Genomic DNA, 16,236 nt, shown 5'->3' on the forward strand with positions numbered 1-16,236 from the left:
CATGACCGTTGCCCTGTGGTGCATCCTGATTGCCCTGGTATTGCCGCCGCTTTGTGCATTGATCGCCAAAGTGAGCAGTGGCCGCTTCGGCCTTAAGGACAATCACGATCCGCGTGCCTTCCTGGACACGCTATCGGGCCTGCCACGCCGAGCCCATGCGGCGCAGCAGAATAGCTACGAAGCGTTTCCCGCGTTTGCGGCGGCCGTGCTGGTGGCAGATATCGTCGGCAATGCCGAGCAAGTGACGCAGGACGTGCTGGGCGTGATGTACATCACCAGCCGGTTGCTCTACATCATCTGCTACCTGGCGGACTGGGCGGCATTGCGGTCAGTGGTGTGGTTTACCGGGTTGGCGTTGATCGTGACGTTTTTCGTGGTTTCCGCCTGAAACCGAGTTGCCCTCTTCGCGGGTAAACCCGCTCCCACAAGGTTTAGCGCAGCCTGGAAGGTTTTCACAAGCCCTGTGGGAGCGGGTTTACCCGCGAAGAAGTCAGCGCAGAATCAAAGGACTTTCGGTACTTCAGGCAGCGGTTTGCCTTTAGGCCACAGCATCCAGATCTGCCCTTGCTGCTTCATGTTCCCGGCCAGCTCACCTGCTTCTGGCCCAGTCCCCCAGAACAGGTCTGCACGTACCTCACCGGCAATCGCACCCCCGGTATCCTGAGCGCCTACCGGCCGCACAACAGGGGTACCATCCGGGCGCGTAGTGGATAACCAGAGCAGGCTGCCCAACGGAATCACCTTGCGGTCGATCGCCACGCTGTAGCCGGCCGTCAGTGGCACGTTGAGCGAGCCGCGCGGGCCTTCGTTACTGTCGGGGCGGGTGCTGAAAAACACGTAGCTGGGGTTGCTGGCCAGTAGCTCTGGTACCCGCTGCGGGTTGGCCTGGGCCCAGGCATGAATGCTGCCCATGCTCACGTCTTCCTTCTTCAACTGGCCCTGTTCCACCAGCCAACGCCCGATCGGCCGGTAGGGGTGGCCATTTTGGTCGGCGTAGCCCAGGCGCAGTTGGCGGCCATCTTCCAGTTGTACCCGGCCCGAACCCTGTATCTGCAGGAACTGCAGGTCCATCGGGTCGGTCAGCCAGGCCAGCACTGGGGCTTTTACGCCCTCACGGTTGATGACTTCGGCCGTGTCGTAAGGCTTGAGCACCCGGCCATCGAGTCGCCCGCGCAGGCGCTTGCCCTTGAGCTCTGGGTACACGCTGGCGAGGTCGACCACGATCATGTCGTCGGGCACGCCGTACACCGCTACGTGGTTGGTTTCGGTCGGTTTCAGGCTGCCGGGGTAGACCGGCTCGTAATAGCCGGTGATCAGGCCGTTGGCGTTGTTCTCGGCCGAGCGCAGGCCATAGACCTGCAGGTTTTGCTGCAGGAAGGCGCGTATTTGCAGGGCATCGTCTGGCACGCTGGCAGCGGCCTCGCAGGTGGAGGCCCAGACGGCGTCGCGCTTGAGTTTTTCACAGCCATTGCGCCACGCGTGGAAGCCGGCAACCAGGTCGGTGTCGCTGACGCTGGGCAAGTCCTGCCAGGTGGCGTTGGCATAGGTGGCAATGGCATGGGGCTCAGGTTTGGCGTTCTCGCCGCCGTTGCATCCGGCCAGCAGGGCCAGCGCCGGGAGTGTCCAGGCCAGGTGGCGCAGGGCAGATTTCATAGGGAGATTCCTGTCAGGGCGAACATGAAGATTCGCCCCTGTGTTTTATGTGGCTATTGGTCTTTGGCCCTTGGCCAGCGATACTGGCCGCCCATTTTCGTAGGCCGTAGTGACCGTGATGTTCAAGCGATTGACCGTTGTTCTGCTCGCAGCCCTTGCTCTGAGTGCCTGTGACCGTGTGGACCCGAACTCGCCGCTGGGCAAGCGCAAGGTCATCTTCAAGGACATGCTCAAGACCAGCGAGGACCTGGGCGGCATGCTGCGCGGCCGTTTGCCGTTCGACGGGGTGAAGTTCTCCGAAGGGGCCGTGAAGCTCGACAGCTTGTCGCACCAGCCGTGGCAGCACTTCCCCCAAGCGCGCGATGGCGGTGACAGCAGCGCGCGAGCGGAGGTGTGGGAGCGTCAGGCGCGGTTCCATGACCTTGCCCGGCAACTGGAGGGCGTGACCGGTGAATTGGTCGATGCGACCCGGGGCCAGCCGCTGGACGTTGCACAGCTCAAGGGGCCGATGGACAAGGTCGAGGCAGCGTGCAAGGCCTGCCATACCGAATTCCGCAATCATTGATCGCCTGTGAGGGCCTTATCCCCGGCAAGCCGGCTCCCACAGGAAACACACAGCCCTTGAGAGCAGTGGAGTACCTGTGGGAGCCGGCTTGCCGGCGATAAGGCGCTCACGGACGCTGCACCTCAGCGGTCGAGTTCGTCGACCGCTTCCTGCAGTTCTTTGCGCGACTCGGCGAGTTTGTCTTTACGCTTGTTTATCTTTTCAGCATCGCCTTTCTTTTCGGCTTTCTTCAGGTCTTTTTCGCGTTGCGCGACTTCATGGCGCGCATCCAGCACCTTTTGTTCACGCTCTTTGCGCAGGCTGGTTTCTGTACAGTTTTTTGCACCTTCCAGTGCCTGCTCGAGCCCCGCAACCTGGTCACTGTTGCCGTGTTCGCGGGCAATCTTCAGTTGGTTCTCGATGGCGCTGCGTTTGGCCGCGCAGCCAGTCAGGCCGGCATCCGGCTCGGCAGCCTGCACGGCGCCAGCAGCCAGGCCCAGTGTTGCGAGCAAGAAAAGAGTCGAAATACGTTTCATGAAAAGCCTCCTGAACGGGGCGGGGCAGAAAAGTTGGGGGAAATCCTGCCTTGGTTTTTCCTATTTAGAAACCCTTGTTGGTTTTTTATGGCCGAAACTCAGACTTTCCCTGCGTGGGATTTGGTAAAAAATCATTGCGCGAGCGGTTTGTTGCTGATTTGGAACGCGTTTACGCCGGCCTCGTTTAACTGCGCCGCAATGGCTTGAGTTTCGTTGGCCGTAAAAAACGCTTCAAGCTGACGCGCGCGCGCTGCGCCGATACCCGGCATGGTGTGCCAATCATTGGCCGTGCGCGAGGACAGCTGCGCCCAGTCACCGTCGAGCTGCATACCACCCGGTGCGGGTGCGCCGAGCGCGCGCAGCCAGCGGGAGAAGGGCTGTGCTCGGGCGCCTTCGAAGGCGTGCAGCAGCTGCGTGGCGGTGGCGTCGCTGATGCCCGGTACCTGGCCCAGGCGCTGAGCATCGAGTTGCAGCCAATCCGTCATCGAAGTGACCAACCCAGCCCCGACCAGGCGTTGCCACGTACCTGGCCCGGTGCGCGGCATTGCCAGCCCCTGCTTGCCACTGAGCCACGTAAGCCGCGCAATGAACTGCTCGTCGCAACCGTCGTCTGCGTGCCAGCAGCTATGGGGGTGGTAGCGCCCCGGTTGCGGCGCCTCCACCGGCTGGCGTTGGACCGCGCGGTGCACCACGTGCTCGAAACGCGGAATGGTCAGGCCGGCCAGGCTGATTGCTACCTGATCACCCGGCGCAATGTCGAGGCGCTGCCAGCGTGCCAGTGAGCCCAGGCTGACCTGTGTGATCAGCCGGTCGTCCAGTGTGACCGGGTGCAGGCGCAGCACCGGCGTGACTCTGCCTGTGCGACCGACCCGGAAGCGTACCTCACGCACCTGGGCCAAGGCTTGGGCGTAGGGGTATTTCCACGCTGCCAGCCAGTAGGGCGGCTTGGCCTGCCAACGCTCGGCGGGTGGCCGACTGCTCTGGCGCAGGATGACGCCATCGGTGGCGAAGGGCAGGGGTGAGCGGTACCAGTGCTGGCGCCAGTGTGCGGCATCGGCGATGGAGTCGATGGCAACGCTGTAGCGCTGGCTGTCGGGGAAGCCCAGTTGTGCCAGCTGCGACAGGCGCTCGGCCTGGCTGCTGGGGCCGTGTGGCCAATCCCAGACGAACAGTCCGATGCTGGCGCCTTGTTCAGCGCTGAGCTGCTTGCGGGCGAGCAGCCCTGCCACGGTGCCCCGTGCCTTGGCGCTGCCCGCCTGGGCTTGCACGTGCTGGTTCAGGCGCAGATACAGTTCACCCTGCAACACCAGGTCAAAGGCCTGGGGCAGTTGCCGGGTAATGGAGTCGAGGCGCGGGATGTGGCGGCTCCAGTCGTGCCCCTGGGCCCCGTCACCCCGGCTCAGCAACTGTACGAGTTGCCCCTGTCGGTAGCGCAAGGACACCGCCACCCCATCGACCTTCGGCTGCACCCACAGGCCAGCCTTGCCGGCCATCCAGCGGCTGACGGCCTGCTCGTCGCCCAACTTGTCGACGCCTGTATGCGGGACGGGGTGGGTAATCGGGCCGCGCGCCGTGGCCAGTGGCGCGGGTTGCGCCTGCAGGCCGAAGCATTGCTGCCAGTGTTCCAGGCGTTGCCGGCTCTGGTCATACAGTTCGTCTGCCACCTGGGTGATGCCCAGGCGATGGTAGCTGTCGTCCCATTGGGCAATCGTGTTGCGAAGGTGGGTGACCTCGGCGTTGGCTTGTTTGGCGTCCCAGTCGGGGCAGGGGCTGGCGTGCGCCAGCGAGGCATGTAGCGATAGCAGCAGTGCGAACAACAGCATGAACGGCATGGCCAGCATCCTTGCATGGCGGGTGGGAACCCTCAGCCTAGGCAGGCTGGGTGCCGATTGCCGTGAACAGTTGTCAGCCGATATGTCACAAAAAAGCCCCTGCCGATTGCTCGGCAGGGGCTTTCGTCCAGCGCTGTAGGAAACTTACAGGCCGGCAGCGTCACGCAGCGACTGGGCGCGGTCGGTGCGTTCCCAGGTGAAGGTGGTGAAGGTGTCGTCGCCGACTGTCTTCTGCTGCGGGGTGCGGCCGAAGTGGCCGTAGGCCGCGGTTTCCTGATACATCGGGTGGAGCAGGTCGAGCATCTTGGTGATCGCGTACGGACGCAGGTCGAAGCACTCGCGCACCAGTTGGACGATCTTGTCGTCGGAGACCTTGCCGGTACCGAAGGTGTTGATCGAGATGGAGGTTGGCTGAGCCACGCCAATGGCGTAGGAGACCTGGATCTCGCAACGCTCGGCCAGGCCGGCGGCGACGATGTTCTTGGCCACGTAGCGACCGGCGTAGGCGGCGGAACGGTCGACCTTGGACGGGTCCTTGCCGGAGAACGCGCCACCACCGTGGCGGGCCATGCCGCCGTAGGAGTCGACGATGATCTTGCGGCCGGTCAGGCCACAGTCACCCACCGGGCCACCGATGATGAAGTTGCCGGTCGGGTTGATGTGGTACTGGGTATCTTTGTGCAGCAGTTCGGCCGGCAGGGTGTGCTTGACGATCAGCTCCATCACCGCTTCTTGCAGGTCTTTTTGCGAGACCTCAGGGTTGTGCTGGGTCGACAGGACCACCGCGTCGATGCCGACTACCTTGCCATTTTCGTAACGGCAGGTGACCTGCGACTTGGCGTCCGGGCGCAGCCACGGCAGCAGGCGCGACTTGCGCGCTTCGGCCTGGCGCTCGACCAGACGGTGCGAGAAGCAGATCGGTGCTGGCATCAGCACGTCGGTTTCGTTGCTGGCGTAGCCGAACATCAGGCCCTGGTCGCCAGCGCCCTGGTCTTCCGGCTTGGAGCGGTCGACGCCCTGGGCGATGTCCACGGACTGCTTGCCGATGATGTTCATCACCGCGCAGGTGGCGCCGTCGAAGCCGACGTCGGAGCTGTTGTAGCCGATGTCGATGATGACTTTACGTACCAGTTCTTCGAGGTCGACCCAGGCGGACGTGGACACTTCGCCAGCGATGATGGCGACACCGGTCTTGACCAAGGTTTCGCAGGCCACGCGGGCGTATTTGTCCTGAGCGATGATGGCATCAAGGACAGCGTCCGAAATCTGGTCGGCGATCTTGTCCGGATGCCCTTCGGACACGGACTCGGAGGTGAAAAGGGAGTATTCGCTCATCTCGAAGGGTTCCTAAAATTTACCGATGGTGTATGTCGCCAGTCGCCCGCTGAAAATGGCGGACCTGTATCTGGAAACCGTTGCGCAAGCCCACATAGAGGCTGTCCCCGGGGACCAGCCCGGCACTATTGGCCCAACGGGCCAGGTCGTCCTGTTCGAAGCCCAGCCAGAGGTCGCCGCAGGCATCGCGCGCCCACCCCTGGTCATGGCTGCACAGTTCGGTGACCAGCAGGCTGCCGCCCGCTTTCACCCGTTTGGCCAGCTGGCGCAGGGCCAGGGCCGGGTCGCTGAAATGGTGCAGCACCATGTTCAGCACAACGCAGTCGGCTGCCACATCCGTTGCATTCAGTGCATCGGCCAACTGCAGGTTCACGTTGTCCAGGCGCTCACGCTGGCAGACCTGGCGGGCCAGTTCGAGCATGGTCGGGCTGTTGTCCAGGGCGGTCACCGTGGCGAAGCGCCGTGCCAGGTCCGGCAGGAAGCCGCCGTCGCCGGGGCCTACTTCCAGCGCGCTGGCGGTGGGCGCGAAGTTCAGCTTGTCGAGCAGCGCCAGCAGGCTTTCGCGGTACTGCGGCAGGCCGGCGATCAGGTCTTGCTGGGCGCGGAATTTTTCTTCCACGCGCAGGAAAAAGTCTTGGCTGGTGGCTGCGCGGCGTTGCTGTACCTGGGCGATGCGCGCCTGCACCGCAGGTGGCAAGGTCAGGTCGTCGACTTCTTCGAGCAACGCCGTGTGCAGACGCCCGCCCAGGCGTAGGCTGTCGGGCAGGGCGCGGCGGTAGAAAATCGCGTTGCCCTCGCGCCGGGTAGCCACCAGCTCGGCCTGGGCCAGCACCTTCAGGTGATGGCTCATGCCGGACTGGCCGATGTCGAAGATTTGCGCCAGCTCGAGCACGCCAAACGAATCGCTGGCCAGTGCGCGCAAAACATTCAGGCGCAGCGCGTCGCCGCTGGCTTTGCACAGGGCGGCCAGGGTGTCGCTTCGCTGAGGGATCGATTGCGCACGGAGGTTCATGGGGCGGCAGTCTAGACAGGCATCGTGGCACCCGCAAGGCCAATATCAAAAAGTTTTGATATTGGCGATGAGCTGCAAGGATAGAGCGGCCCCAGCCCATGCTTGCATGCACCTTGCCGCTTAAAGCGTGCCGCTTGACGCTTAAATGTTTGCCCCCAGCCCCCCAGTGGGCGAAAATGGCCGCCTTTTTTCGTATCACAACCTTTCAGCCCCAGGAGATCAGCGATGCCCAGCCGTCGTGAACGTGCCAACGCCATTCGTGCCCTCAGCATGGATGCCGTGCAAAAGGCTAACAGCGGCCACCCAGGTGCCCCTATGGGCATGGCGGATATCGCCGAAGTGCTTTGGCGTGACTACCTGAAGCACAACCCGAGCAACCCAAGCTTCGCCGACCGTGACCGCTTCGTGCTGTCCAACGGCCACGGCTCGATGCTGATCTACTCGCTGCTGCACCTGACCGGCTACGACCTGTCGATCGACGACCTCAAGGCCTTCCGCCAGCTGCACAGCCGTACCCCGGGCCACCCGGAATACGGCTACACCCCAGGCGTAGAGACCACCACCGGCCCACTGGGCCAAGGCCTGGCCAACGCCGTGGGCTTCGCCTTGGCGGAAAAAGTCCTGGGCGCACAGTTCAACCGTGAAGGCCACAACATCGTCGACCACAACACCTACGTGTTCCTCGGCGACGGCTGCATGATGGAAGGTATCTCCCACGAAGTCGCCGCTTTGGCCGGCACCCTGGGCCTGGGCAAGCTGATTGCCTTCTATGACGACAACGGCATCTCCATCGACGGCGAAGTGGAAGGCTGGTTCACCGACGACACGCCGAAGCGTTTCGAAGCCTACAACTGGCAGGTGATCCGCAACGTCGACGGCCATGACGCCGACGAAATCAAGACCGCGATCGAGACTGCACGCAAAAGCGAGCAGCCGACCCTGATCTGCTGCAAGACCATCATCGGCTTCGGTTCGCCGAACAAGCAGGGCAAGGAAGACTGCCACGGCGCACCGCTGGGCAACGACGAAATCGCCCTGGCCCGCAAAGAACTGAATTGGAACCACGGCCCGTTCGAAATCCCGGCCGACATCTATGCCGAGTGGGACGCCAAGGCCGCCGGTGCCAAGGCTGAAGCCGAGTGGAACCAGCGCTTCGACGCCTACGCCGCGGCTTTCCCAGAGCTGGCTGCCGAGTTCAAGCGCCGTGACAGCGGCGAGCTGCCGGCTGACTTCTCCGAGAAGGCCCAGGCCTACATCAACGACGTCGCTGCCAAAGGCGAGACCATTGCCAGCCGCAAGGCCAGCCAGAATGCCCTGAACGCCTTCGGCCCGCTGCTGCCCGAGTTCCTCGGCGGTTCGGCTGACCTGGCCGGTTCCAACCTGACCCTGTGGAAAGGTTGCAAGGGCGTCGACGCCCACGACGCTAGCGGCAACTACGTCTACTACGGCGTACGCGAGTTCGGCATGACCGCGATCATGAACGGCGTTGCCCTGCACGGCGGCCTGGTGCCTTACGGCGCGACCTTCCTGATGTTCATGGAATACGCCCGCAACGCAGTGCGCATGTCGGCCCTGATGAAGCAGCGCGTGATCCACGTCTACACCCACGACTCCATCGGCCTGGGCGAAGACGGCCCGACTCACCAGCCGATCGAGCAACTGACCAGCCTGCGCAGCACGCCGAACCTGGACACCTGGCGCCCAGCTGACGCGGTCGAATCGGCCGTGTCCTGGAAAAACGCCCTGGAGCGCAAAGACGGCCCATCGGCGCTGATCTTCTCGCGTCAGAACCTGCAGCATCAGGACCGTAACGCCCAGCAGATCGCTGAGATCAGCCGTGGTGGTTACATCCTCAAGGACTGCGCTGGCGAGCCAGAGCTGATCCTGATCGCCACCGGTTCCGAAGTGGGCCTGGCGGTTCAGGCCTTCGACAAGCTGAGCGAGCAAGGCCGCAAGGTCCGCGTGGTTTCCATGCCGTGCACCAGCGTGTTCGACGCCCAGGACGCTGGCTACAAGCAGTCTGTACTGCCACTGGAAGTGGGTGCGCGCATCGCCATCGAAGCTGCCCACGCCGACTTCTGGTACAAGTACGTCGGCCTGGAAGGCCGTATCATCGGCATGACCACCTACGGTGAGTCGGCCCCGGCCTCTGCATTGTTCGAAGAATTCGGCTTCACCCTGGAGAACATCCTGGGCACCGCCGAAGAGCTGCTGGAAGACTGATACAGGCAAAGCGAGGGCCTTTGGCCCTCGTTCGCGGCACAAGGCCGCTCCCACAGGATCTGCATACGCCGCAGTACCTTGTGGGAGCGGCCTTGTGCCGCGAATGGGCCGTAAGGCGGCCCCTTTCAACCGACGGATTTCAAGAGCCACCTATGCCCCACCCGCGTCCCTACAAAGTTGCACTCAACGGTTATGGCCGCATCGGCCGCTGTGTCCTGCGCGCGTTGTTCGAGCGGGGGGCGAAGGCCGGTTTCGAGATTGTTGCGCTGAACGACCTGGCCGATCAGGCCAGCCTCGAGTACCTGACACGCTTTGACTCCACCCACGGGCGTTTCCCCGGGGAAGTGAGGGTCGACGGCGACTGTCTGCATATTAACGGCGACTGCGTGAAGGTGATGCGCAGCGCCACCCCAGAAGGCATCGACTGGGCCGCCCTGGACATCGACCTGGTGCTGGAGTGCTCCGGCGCCTACAACACCCGCGCCGATGGCCAGCGTTTTCTTGATGCCGGCGCGCCACGGGTGCTGTTCTCGCAGCCCATGGCCAGCGAGGCGGACGTGGACGCCACGGTGGTCTACGGCATCAACCAGGCATGCCTGACGGGCAGCGAGCGCCTGGTGTCCAACGCGTCCTGCACCACCAACTGCGGCGTGCCGCTGTTGCGCGTGCTGGACCAGGCGTTCGGCATCGAATACGTGCAGATCACCACCATCCACTCGGCGATGAACGACCAGCCGGTGATCGACGCTTACCACCACGAAGACCTGCGCCGTACGCGCTCTGCGTTCCAGTCGGTGATCCCGGTGTCCACGGGCCTTGCGCGCGGCATCGAGCGGCTGCTGCCGGAACTTGCCGGGCGAATTCAGGCCAAAGCGGTGCGCGTGCCGACCGTCAACGTCTCATGCCTGGACATCACGCTGCAGACCGCCCGCGACACCAGCGCCGCCGAGGTCAACCGGGTGCTGCGCGAGGCAGCGCTGGAGGGCCCGCTCAAAGGATTGCTGGCCTATACCGAGCTGCCTCACGCCAGCTGTGATTTCAACCACGACCCGCATTCGGCGATCGTCGATGCCAGCCAGACCCGTGTTTCCGGCCCCCGCCTGGTAAACCTGCTGGCTTGGTTCGACAACGAATGGGGGTTCGCCAACCGTATGCTCGACGTTGCCGAACACTATCTGCACGTCGTTCAACCAACCCGCAACAAACAGCCCTGAAGGACTGCATTCATGACCGTGTTGAAGATGACCGACCTCGACCTGCAAGGTAAACGCGTACTGATCCGCGAAGACCTCAACGTGCCTGTGAAGGACGGTGTGGTAGCCAGCGACGCGCGTATCCTGGCAGCGCTGCCGACCATCAAGCTGGCCCTGGAAAAGGGCGCGGCGGTAATGGTCTGCTCGCACCTGGGCCGCCCGACCGAAGGTGAATTCTCCGCCGAGAACAGCCTCAAGCCGGTCGCCGACTACTTGAGCAAGGCCCTGGGCCGTGACGTGCCGCTGATCGCCGACTACCTGGAAGGTGTCGAGGTCAAGGCCGGTGACCTGGTGCTGTTCGAGAACGTGCGCTTCAACAAGGGCGAGAAAAAGAACGCCGACGAGCTGGCGCAGAAATACGCTGCCCTGTGCGATGTGTTCGTGATGGACGCGTTCGGCACTGCCCACCGCGCCGAAGGTTCGACCCATGGCGTGGCCAAGTTCGCCAAAGTCGCCGCTGCCGGCCCACTGCTGGCCGCCGAGCTGGATGCCCTGGGCAAGGCGCTGAAAGCCCCGGCCAAGCCAATGGCGGCCATCGTCGCTGGCTCCAAGGTGTCGACCAAACTCGACGTGCTGAACAGCCTGAGCACCGTTTGCGACCTGCTGATCGTCGGTGGTGGCATCGCCAACACCTTCCTGGCGGCTGCTGGCCACCCCGTCGGCAAGTCGCTGTACGAGCCTGACCTGGTCGATACCGCCAAGGCCATCGCTGCCAAGGTCAACGTGCCGCTGCCGGTCGACGTGGTGGTTGCCAAGGAATTCGCTGAAAGCGCCGAAGCGACCGTCAAGGCCATTGCCGACGTTGCCGCTGACGACATGATCCTGGACATCGGCCCGCAAACCGCTGCCAACTTCGCCGAGCTGCTGAAGTCGTCGCAGACCATTCTGTGGAACGGCCCGGTTGGCGTGTTCGAGTTTGACCAGTTCGGCAACGGCACCAAAGTGCTGGCCAAAGCCATCGCCGAAAGCGCCGCGTTCTCCATCGCGGGCGGTGGTGACACCCTGGCGGCGATCGACAAATATGGCGTTGGCGCCGATATCTCCTACATTTCTACCGGTGGTGGCGCGTTCCTCGAGTTCGTCGAGGGCAAGGTCCTGCCGGCTGTGGCAATCCTGGAAGAGCGGGCCAAGGCCTGATGACGTTGGCGCTTGGCAAAGGGAGCGACCTGATGGTCAAGCAATTGCCTGTGATGATTCTGGCCGGGATGCTGAGCGCGTGCTCCAGCAGCCCGTCTTCGGATGAAGCCGCGTCGCGGTCGCCCAAGGGCGGCTGCTACCAGTCCGAGTGGCAGGCTGAGACCGTACCGGTCATCAACAAGCGCCTGGGTCCGGATGGCCTGGAAAAGTATGACGAAGACCACCAGCACAAGGCGCCTGGTTGCCCTTGATCGGGTTCTCGGGCACCTAAGCTGGGTTTGAAGGTCTTCAACACTGGGGCTGCAAAGCAGCCCCTGGCGGAGTAATGAGATGAAAGCGCTTATGGCCATCGCGGCCCTGGCGACACTGGCAGGATGCTCACTGCTGCAGCCGGCGCAACCCGCCCCGGCAGACAACTGGACCCGTTGGGTCTGTGACACCCAGACTGAAGTGCTGTGGCGCTTCGCGGATGCACAACAAGATTCGGTCGACGTACGCCTTGGCGGCGGCGACCAGGTCTACCGGCTCAAATCCGAGCCGAGCGCGTCGGGCGCGATGTACAGCGATGGCGTGCTGGCCTTCCACACCAAAGGCGAAGAAGGCCTGGTGTACTGGGTGGCAACCAACGATCTGATAGGGCGGGGCTGCAAGGCACCGTGACTGGCCGGGCCGCCCAGGTGGCCCACACTACTTGAACAGCAACCGCCCCTGCGGCAGGCTTGCACGAAACAAACGACGCTTGTCGGGAGAGAGATACACAATGGCACTCATTAGCATGCGCCAGATGCTGGACCACGCCGCCGAGTTCGGTTACGGCGTTCCAGCTTTCAACGTCAACAACCTCGAGCAAATGCGCGCAATCATGGAAGCCGCCGACAAGACCGACTCTCCGGTCATCGTGCAGGCTTCGGCGGGTGCCCGCAAATACGCCGGTGCGCCCTTCCTGCGCCACCTGATCCTGGCCGCGATCGAAGAGTTCCCGCACATCCCGGTGTGCATGCACCAGGACCACGGCACCAGCCCTGACGTGTGCCAGCGCTCGATCCAGCTGGGCTTCAGCTCGGTCATGATGGACGGCTCGCTGGGTGAAGACGGCAAAACCCCAACCGACTACGAGTACAACGTCCGCGTTACTCAGCAGACCGTTGCCATGGCGCACGCCTGCGGCGTTTCGGTAGAAGGCGAGCTGGGCTGCCTGGGTTCGCTGGAAACCGGCATGGCCGGTGAAGAAGACGGTATCGGTGCTGAAGGCGTGCTGGATCACAGCCAAATGCTGACCGACCCGGAAGAAGCCGCCGACTTCGTCAAGAAGACCCAGGTCGACGCCCTGGCCATCGCCATCGGCACCAGCCACGGCGCCTACAAGTTCACCAAGCCACCGACCGGTGACGTGCTGGCGATCGACCGTATCAAGGAAATCCACAAGCGCATCCCTAACACCCACCTGGTGATGCACGGTTCCTCTTCGGTACCGCAAGAGTGGCTGGCGATCATCAACCAGTACGGCGGCGACATCAAAGAAACCTACGGCGTACCGGTTGAAGAAATCGTCGAAGGCATCAAGCACGGCGTGCGCAAGGTCAACATCGACACCGACCTGCGCCTGGCCTCCACCGGTGCCATGCGTCGCCTGATGGCTCAGAACCCAAGCGAGTTCGACCCGCGCAAGTTCTTCGGTGAAACCGTCAAAGCCATGCGTGACGTGTGCATCGCCCGTTACGAAGCCTTCGGCACCGCCGGCAATGCCTCCAAGATCAAGCCGATCTCCTTGGAAGGCATGTTCCAGCGTTACCTGAAAGGTGAATTGGCCGCCAAGGTCAATTGATGCGCTGGTAGTACTGAAAAAACCCGCAGAGATGCGGGTTTTTTTATGCCTGCGATAACCGGTATTCACGGCAGAGCAACCGTTAGTCGGCTACCGTACAGTTTATGCACTGATAGCGTTCTGATTGCATTGCGAGTTACAGGCCCGGGTCTAGAGTACTTATCGGATCCAATCGTGATTTGAAGTCGGTCACACAATAGAGAAGCAGCATGGATGGCGCTCACCTTCAACCACAGCCACGGGATGGTGGCAGCTCGGTTCTTCTGGTGGTAGATGATTACCCCGAGAACCTCATCAGTATGCGGGCCTTGCTGGCCCGGCAGGATTGGCAAGTATTGACCGCAAGTTCGGGGGTGGAAGCCCTGAGTGCCTTGCTCGAACACGACGTCGACCTGGTCTTGCTGGACGTACAGATGCCAGAAATGGACGGCTTCGAAGTCGCCCGGCTGATGCGCGGCAGCCAGCGCACGCGGCTGACCCCGATCATCTTCCTTACCGCTAACGAACAGTCCGATGCCGCCGTGCTGAAGGGGTACGCCAGTGGCGCGGTGGACTACATGTTCAAGCCGTTCGACCCGCAGATTCTCAAGCCCAAGGTCCAGGCCCTGCTCGATCAGCAACGCAACCGGCGCATGTTGCAGCAACTGACCCGCGAGCTGGAAACAGCCAGGGCGTTCAACGCTTCGATTCTGGAAAACGCCGCCGAAGGGATTCTGGTGGTAGATGCCGCCGGCACCATCAGTTTCGCCAACCCAGCCATTTCACGCTTGCTGGCAGCGCCAGTGGAGCAGTTGCAGGGCGCCCAGTTGCTTGACCTGGTGCAAATGGCCAACGCCAACCTGTGGAGCGAGTCGGACTTCTACCAGGCCTACTTGGGGCGGCGGATTTTCCGCGTGCACGATGCCCAGTTACGCACCCTGGGGGGCGAACTGGTACCGGTCGCGCTGTCGTGTGCGCCCTTGCCAGCCGATCAGCAGGCGATGGTGGTGACAGTGCTGGACATGTCGGTGGTGCGCAACCTGCACCAACAGCTCGAGTACCAGGCGGTGACCGACCCGCTGACCGGCCTGCTCAACCGCCGTGGCTTCTACCAGGCCGCCGAGGGCGTGCTGCTGCGCAACGAGCGCTCGGACAAGGCGCAGGCGCTGATGTACATGGACCTGGATGGCTTCAAGCGGATCAACGACTCGTTGGGCCATGAAGCGGGTGATCGCGTGCTGCGCTGGGTCGCCGAGCAGATCAAGGACTGCCTGGGCAGCGAGGCGCTGCTGGCACGGATGGGCGGTGATGAGTTCACGGCGTTGTTCGACAGCTTGCCTTACCCCGAGCAGGCCGGGCGTTACGCCGAGCGCTTGCTCGAGCGCATCGCCATCAGCCAGCAGGTGGAAGGGCTGGATGTGTGCCTTGGGGTCAGCATTGGTATCGCCACCTACCCCGACTGCGGTGCCACCGTCGAGGGCCTGCTGCGCGCAGCCGATGCGGCGATGTACGCGGCCAAGCAGGCTGGCCGCCAGCAATACCGCTTCTATGACCACGAGCTCAATGGCCGCGCACGTTCGCGGCTGATGCTTGAAGACGGTGTACGGGCAGCGATCGAACAGCAAGACTTCAGCCTGGTGTATCAACCCCAGGTGGGTTTTGCCGATGGCCACTTGCGCGGTTTCGAGGCGTTGTTGCGCTGGCAGCACCCCAGCGTTGGCGATGTGCCGCCAGGGCTGTTCATACCCTTGCTGGAAGAGGCCCGGCTGATCAACCGCCTGGCCAGCTGGATCTACCGCCAGGGGGCAGCGCAGCGCCAGGCCTGGTGCGATCGTTTCCCTCGCGACCTGGTGCTGGGTATCAGTCTGAGCCGTGCCCAGTTCGTCATGCCGGGCCTGGTCGAGGAGCTGCAGCGGGTGATCCTGGATTACCAGCTGGACCCCGCGCAGCTTGAAGTCGAGGTGGCGGAGACGTCGCTGATGTACAACATCGACGCGGCGGTTAAGCAGATACACCGCCTGCGTGAGCTGGGTGTGCGGGTGGCGCTGGATGATTTTGGCGCAGGTGACTGCTCGTTGCGCATGCTGCGGGACTTGCCGATCGATACCCTGAAGCTGGACCGCCACCTGGTGGCACGCCTGCCGGACTCAGCCGTGGACGCCGCGCTGGTGCGCAGCGTGGTGGGCCTGTGCGCCGACTACCGCATCACAGTGATCGCCGAAGGCGTGGAAACCCCGGCCCAGGCTGCGTGGCTGAAGGCAAACGGTTGCGCCTACGTGCAGGGTTTTCTGGTGGCGCACCCCATGACCGCAGCGGATGCCAGCGGCTTCCCGGCGATTTTCTCCTGGCCTCGGCCCTGATTGGCTAGAATCGCCCTTCGTCACGCCGAATGCACTGCCATGACCGTATTACGTTATCTGCAAGCCTACCCGCCGCACCTGCAAGAGCAGGTGCGGCAGATGATCGACAGCGACCGCCTGGGCGAGTACCTGCAGCGCCGTTACCCGGACCGCCATGACGTGCAGAGCGACAAGGCGCTGTACGGTTATGCCCAAGAGTTGCGGCAGCAGTACCTGCGCAGTGCGCCTAACCTGGACAAGGTGCTGTTCGACAACCGCCTGGACCTGACCCACCGAGCGTTGGGGCTGAACACGGCGGTATCCCGGGTGCAGGGTGGCAAGCTCAAGGCGAAGAAGGAAATCCGCATCGCCGCTTTGTTCAAGGAGGCCGCGCCGCAGTTTTTGCGCATGATTGTGGTGCACGAGTTGGCGCACCTGCGTGAGCGCGACCATAACAAAGCGTTTTACCAGCTCTGTCAGCACATGGAGCCGGACTACCATCAACTGGAATTCGACCTGCGCGTCTACCTGACCTATCGGGAGCTGCCGGGCAACTGTTAAGGACCAC

15 protein-coding genes are annotated in these 16,236 nt (G+C 63.1%); 10 read left to right on the forward strand and 5 right to left on the reverse strand.

The features are described from left to right. Position 1 precedes the first annotated feature (1 nt). On the forward strand, positions 2–388 hold the full coding sequence (locus AB7M33_RS11120; protein WP_454242840.1) for an MAPEG family protein: 387 nt from the start codon (positions 2–4) through the stop codon (positions 386–388). 113 nt (positions 389–501) lie between these two features. Here the strand turns inward: AB7M33_RS11120 and mltA are convergent, their stop codons facing one another. Continuing rightward, the gene (mltA, locus tag AB7M33_RS11125; protein WP_454242841.1) at positions 502–1,653 is read right to left on the reverse strand and encodes a murein transglycosylase A; all 1,152 of its coding nucleotides are present in this window, start codon (positions 1,651–1,653) and stop codon (positions 502–504) included. Positions 1,654–1,771: 118 nt separating this feature from the next. Between mltA and AB7M33_RS11130 the strand changes: the two genes are divergently transcribed. Further along, entirely contained in the window at positions 1,772–2,218 is a 447-nt protein-coding gene (locus tag AB7M33_RS11130) for a c-type cytochrome (RefSeq protein ID WP_454242842.1), read from the forward strand. Between the two features lie 122 nt (positions 2,219–2,340). Here the strand turns inward: AB7M33_RS11130 and AB7M33_RS11135 are convergent, their stop codons facing one another. The 4 genes from AB7M33_RS11135 to AB7M33_RS11150 form a co-directional block, all read right to left on the reverse strand. After that, on the reverse strand, positions 2,341–2,733 hold the full coding sequence (locus AB7M33_RS11135; RefSeq protein ID WP_027592459.1) for a DUF1090 domain-containing protein: 393 nt from the start codon (positions 2,731–2,733) through the stop codon (positions 2,341–2,343). A gap of 131 nt (positions 2,734–2,864) precedes the next feature. Next, positions 2,865–4,565: an NAD-dependent DNA ligase LigB gene (gene ligB / locus AB7M33_RS11140; protein WP_454242843.1), complete on the reverse strand. Its 1,701-nt coding sequence runs from the start codon at positions 4,563–4,565 to the stop codon at positions 2,865–2,867. A gap of 144 nt (positions 4,566–4,709) precedes the next feature. Beyond that, complete coding sequence (gene metK / locus AB7M33_RS11145; protein ID WP_027592460.1) at positions 4,710–5,900, reverse strand: methionine adenosyltransferase; 1,191 nt, start codon at positions 5,898–5,900, stop codon at positions 4,710–4,712. 19 nt (positions 5,901–5,919) lie between these two features. Further along, a complete protein-coding gene (locus AB7M33_RS11150) occupies positions 5,920–6,912 on the reverse strand; it encodes an ArsR/SmtB family transcription factor (RefSeq protein WP_027592461.1) in 993 nt (330 codons plus the stop codon). 225 nt (positions 6,913–7,137) lie between these two features. Between AB7M33_RS11150 and tkt the strand changes: the two genes are divergently transcribed. The 8 genes from tkt to AB7M33_RS11190 all read left to right on the forward strand — a co-directional run bounded on the left by tkt (position 7,138) and on the right by AB7M33_RS11190 (position 16,229). Continuing rightward, positions 7,138–9,135: a transketolase gene (gene tkt / locus AB7M33_RS11155; protein WP_454242844.1), complete on the forward strand. Its 1,998-nt coding sequence runs from the start codon at positions 7,138–7,140 to the stop codon at positions 9,133–9,135. 152 nt (positions 9,136–9,287) lie between these two features. Then, positions 9,288–10,349: an erythrose-4-phosphate dehydrogenase gene (epd, locus tag AB7M33_RS11160; RefSeq protein WP_027592463.1), complete on the forward strand. Its 1,062-nt coding sequence runs from the start codon at positions 9,288–9,290 to the stop codon at positions 10,347–10,349. A gap of 12 nt (positions 10,350–10,361) precedes the next feature. Continuing rightward, positions 10,362–11,525 carry a phosphoglycerate kinase gene (locus AB7M33_RS11165; RefSeq protein WP_027592464.1) on the forward strand — a complete coding sequence of 388 codons (1,164 nt, stop codon included), beginning with the start codon at positions 10,362–10,364 and terminating at the stop codon, positions 11,523–11,525. After that, positions 11,525–11,776, forward strand: coding sequence for a hypothetical protein (locus AB7M33_RS11170; RefSeq protein ID WP_099430618.1), 252 nt, complete (start codon positions 11,525–11,527; stop codon positions 11,774–11,776). Before AB7M33_RS11165 ends, AB7M33_RS11170 begins: the two co-directional genes overlap by 1 nt. Before the next feature lie 79 nt (positions 11,777–11,855). Further along, positions 11,856–12,185 (forward strand): MliC family protein, encoded by a 330-nt coding sequence (locus AB7M33_RS11175; protein ID WP_027592466.1) that lies wholly within the window; start codon positions 11,856–11,858, stop codon positions 12,183–12,185. Positions 12,186–12,285: 100 nt separating this feature from the next. Continuing rightward, positions 12,286–13,350: a class II fructose-bisphosphate aldolase gene (gene fba, locus AB7M33_RS11180; protein ID WP_008093958.1), complete on the forward strand. Its 1,065-nt coding sequence runs from the start codon at positions 12,286–12,288 to the stop codon at positions 13,348–13,350. 209 nt (positions 13,351–13,559) lie between these two features. After that, on the forward strand, positions 13,560–15,689 hold the full coding sequence (locus AB7M33_RS11185) for a putative bifunctional diguanylate cyclase/phosphodiesterase (RefSeq protein WP_265970337.1): 2,130 nt from the start codon (positions 13,560–13,562) through the stop codon (positions 15,687–15,689). A 39-nt stretch (positions 15,690–15,728) separates the two neighbouring features. Beyond that, positions 15,729–16,229, forward strand: coding sequence for a M48 metallopeptidase family protein (locus AB7M33_RS11190; protein WP_027592468.1), 501 nt, complete (start codon positions 15,729–15,731; stop codon positions 16,227–16,229). Positions 16,230–16,236: the final 7 nt, after the last annotated feature.

Source organism: Pseudomonas sp. Y3 TE3536, from assembly GCF_053629175.1.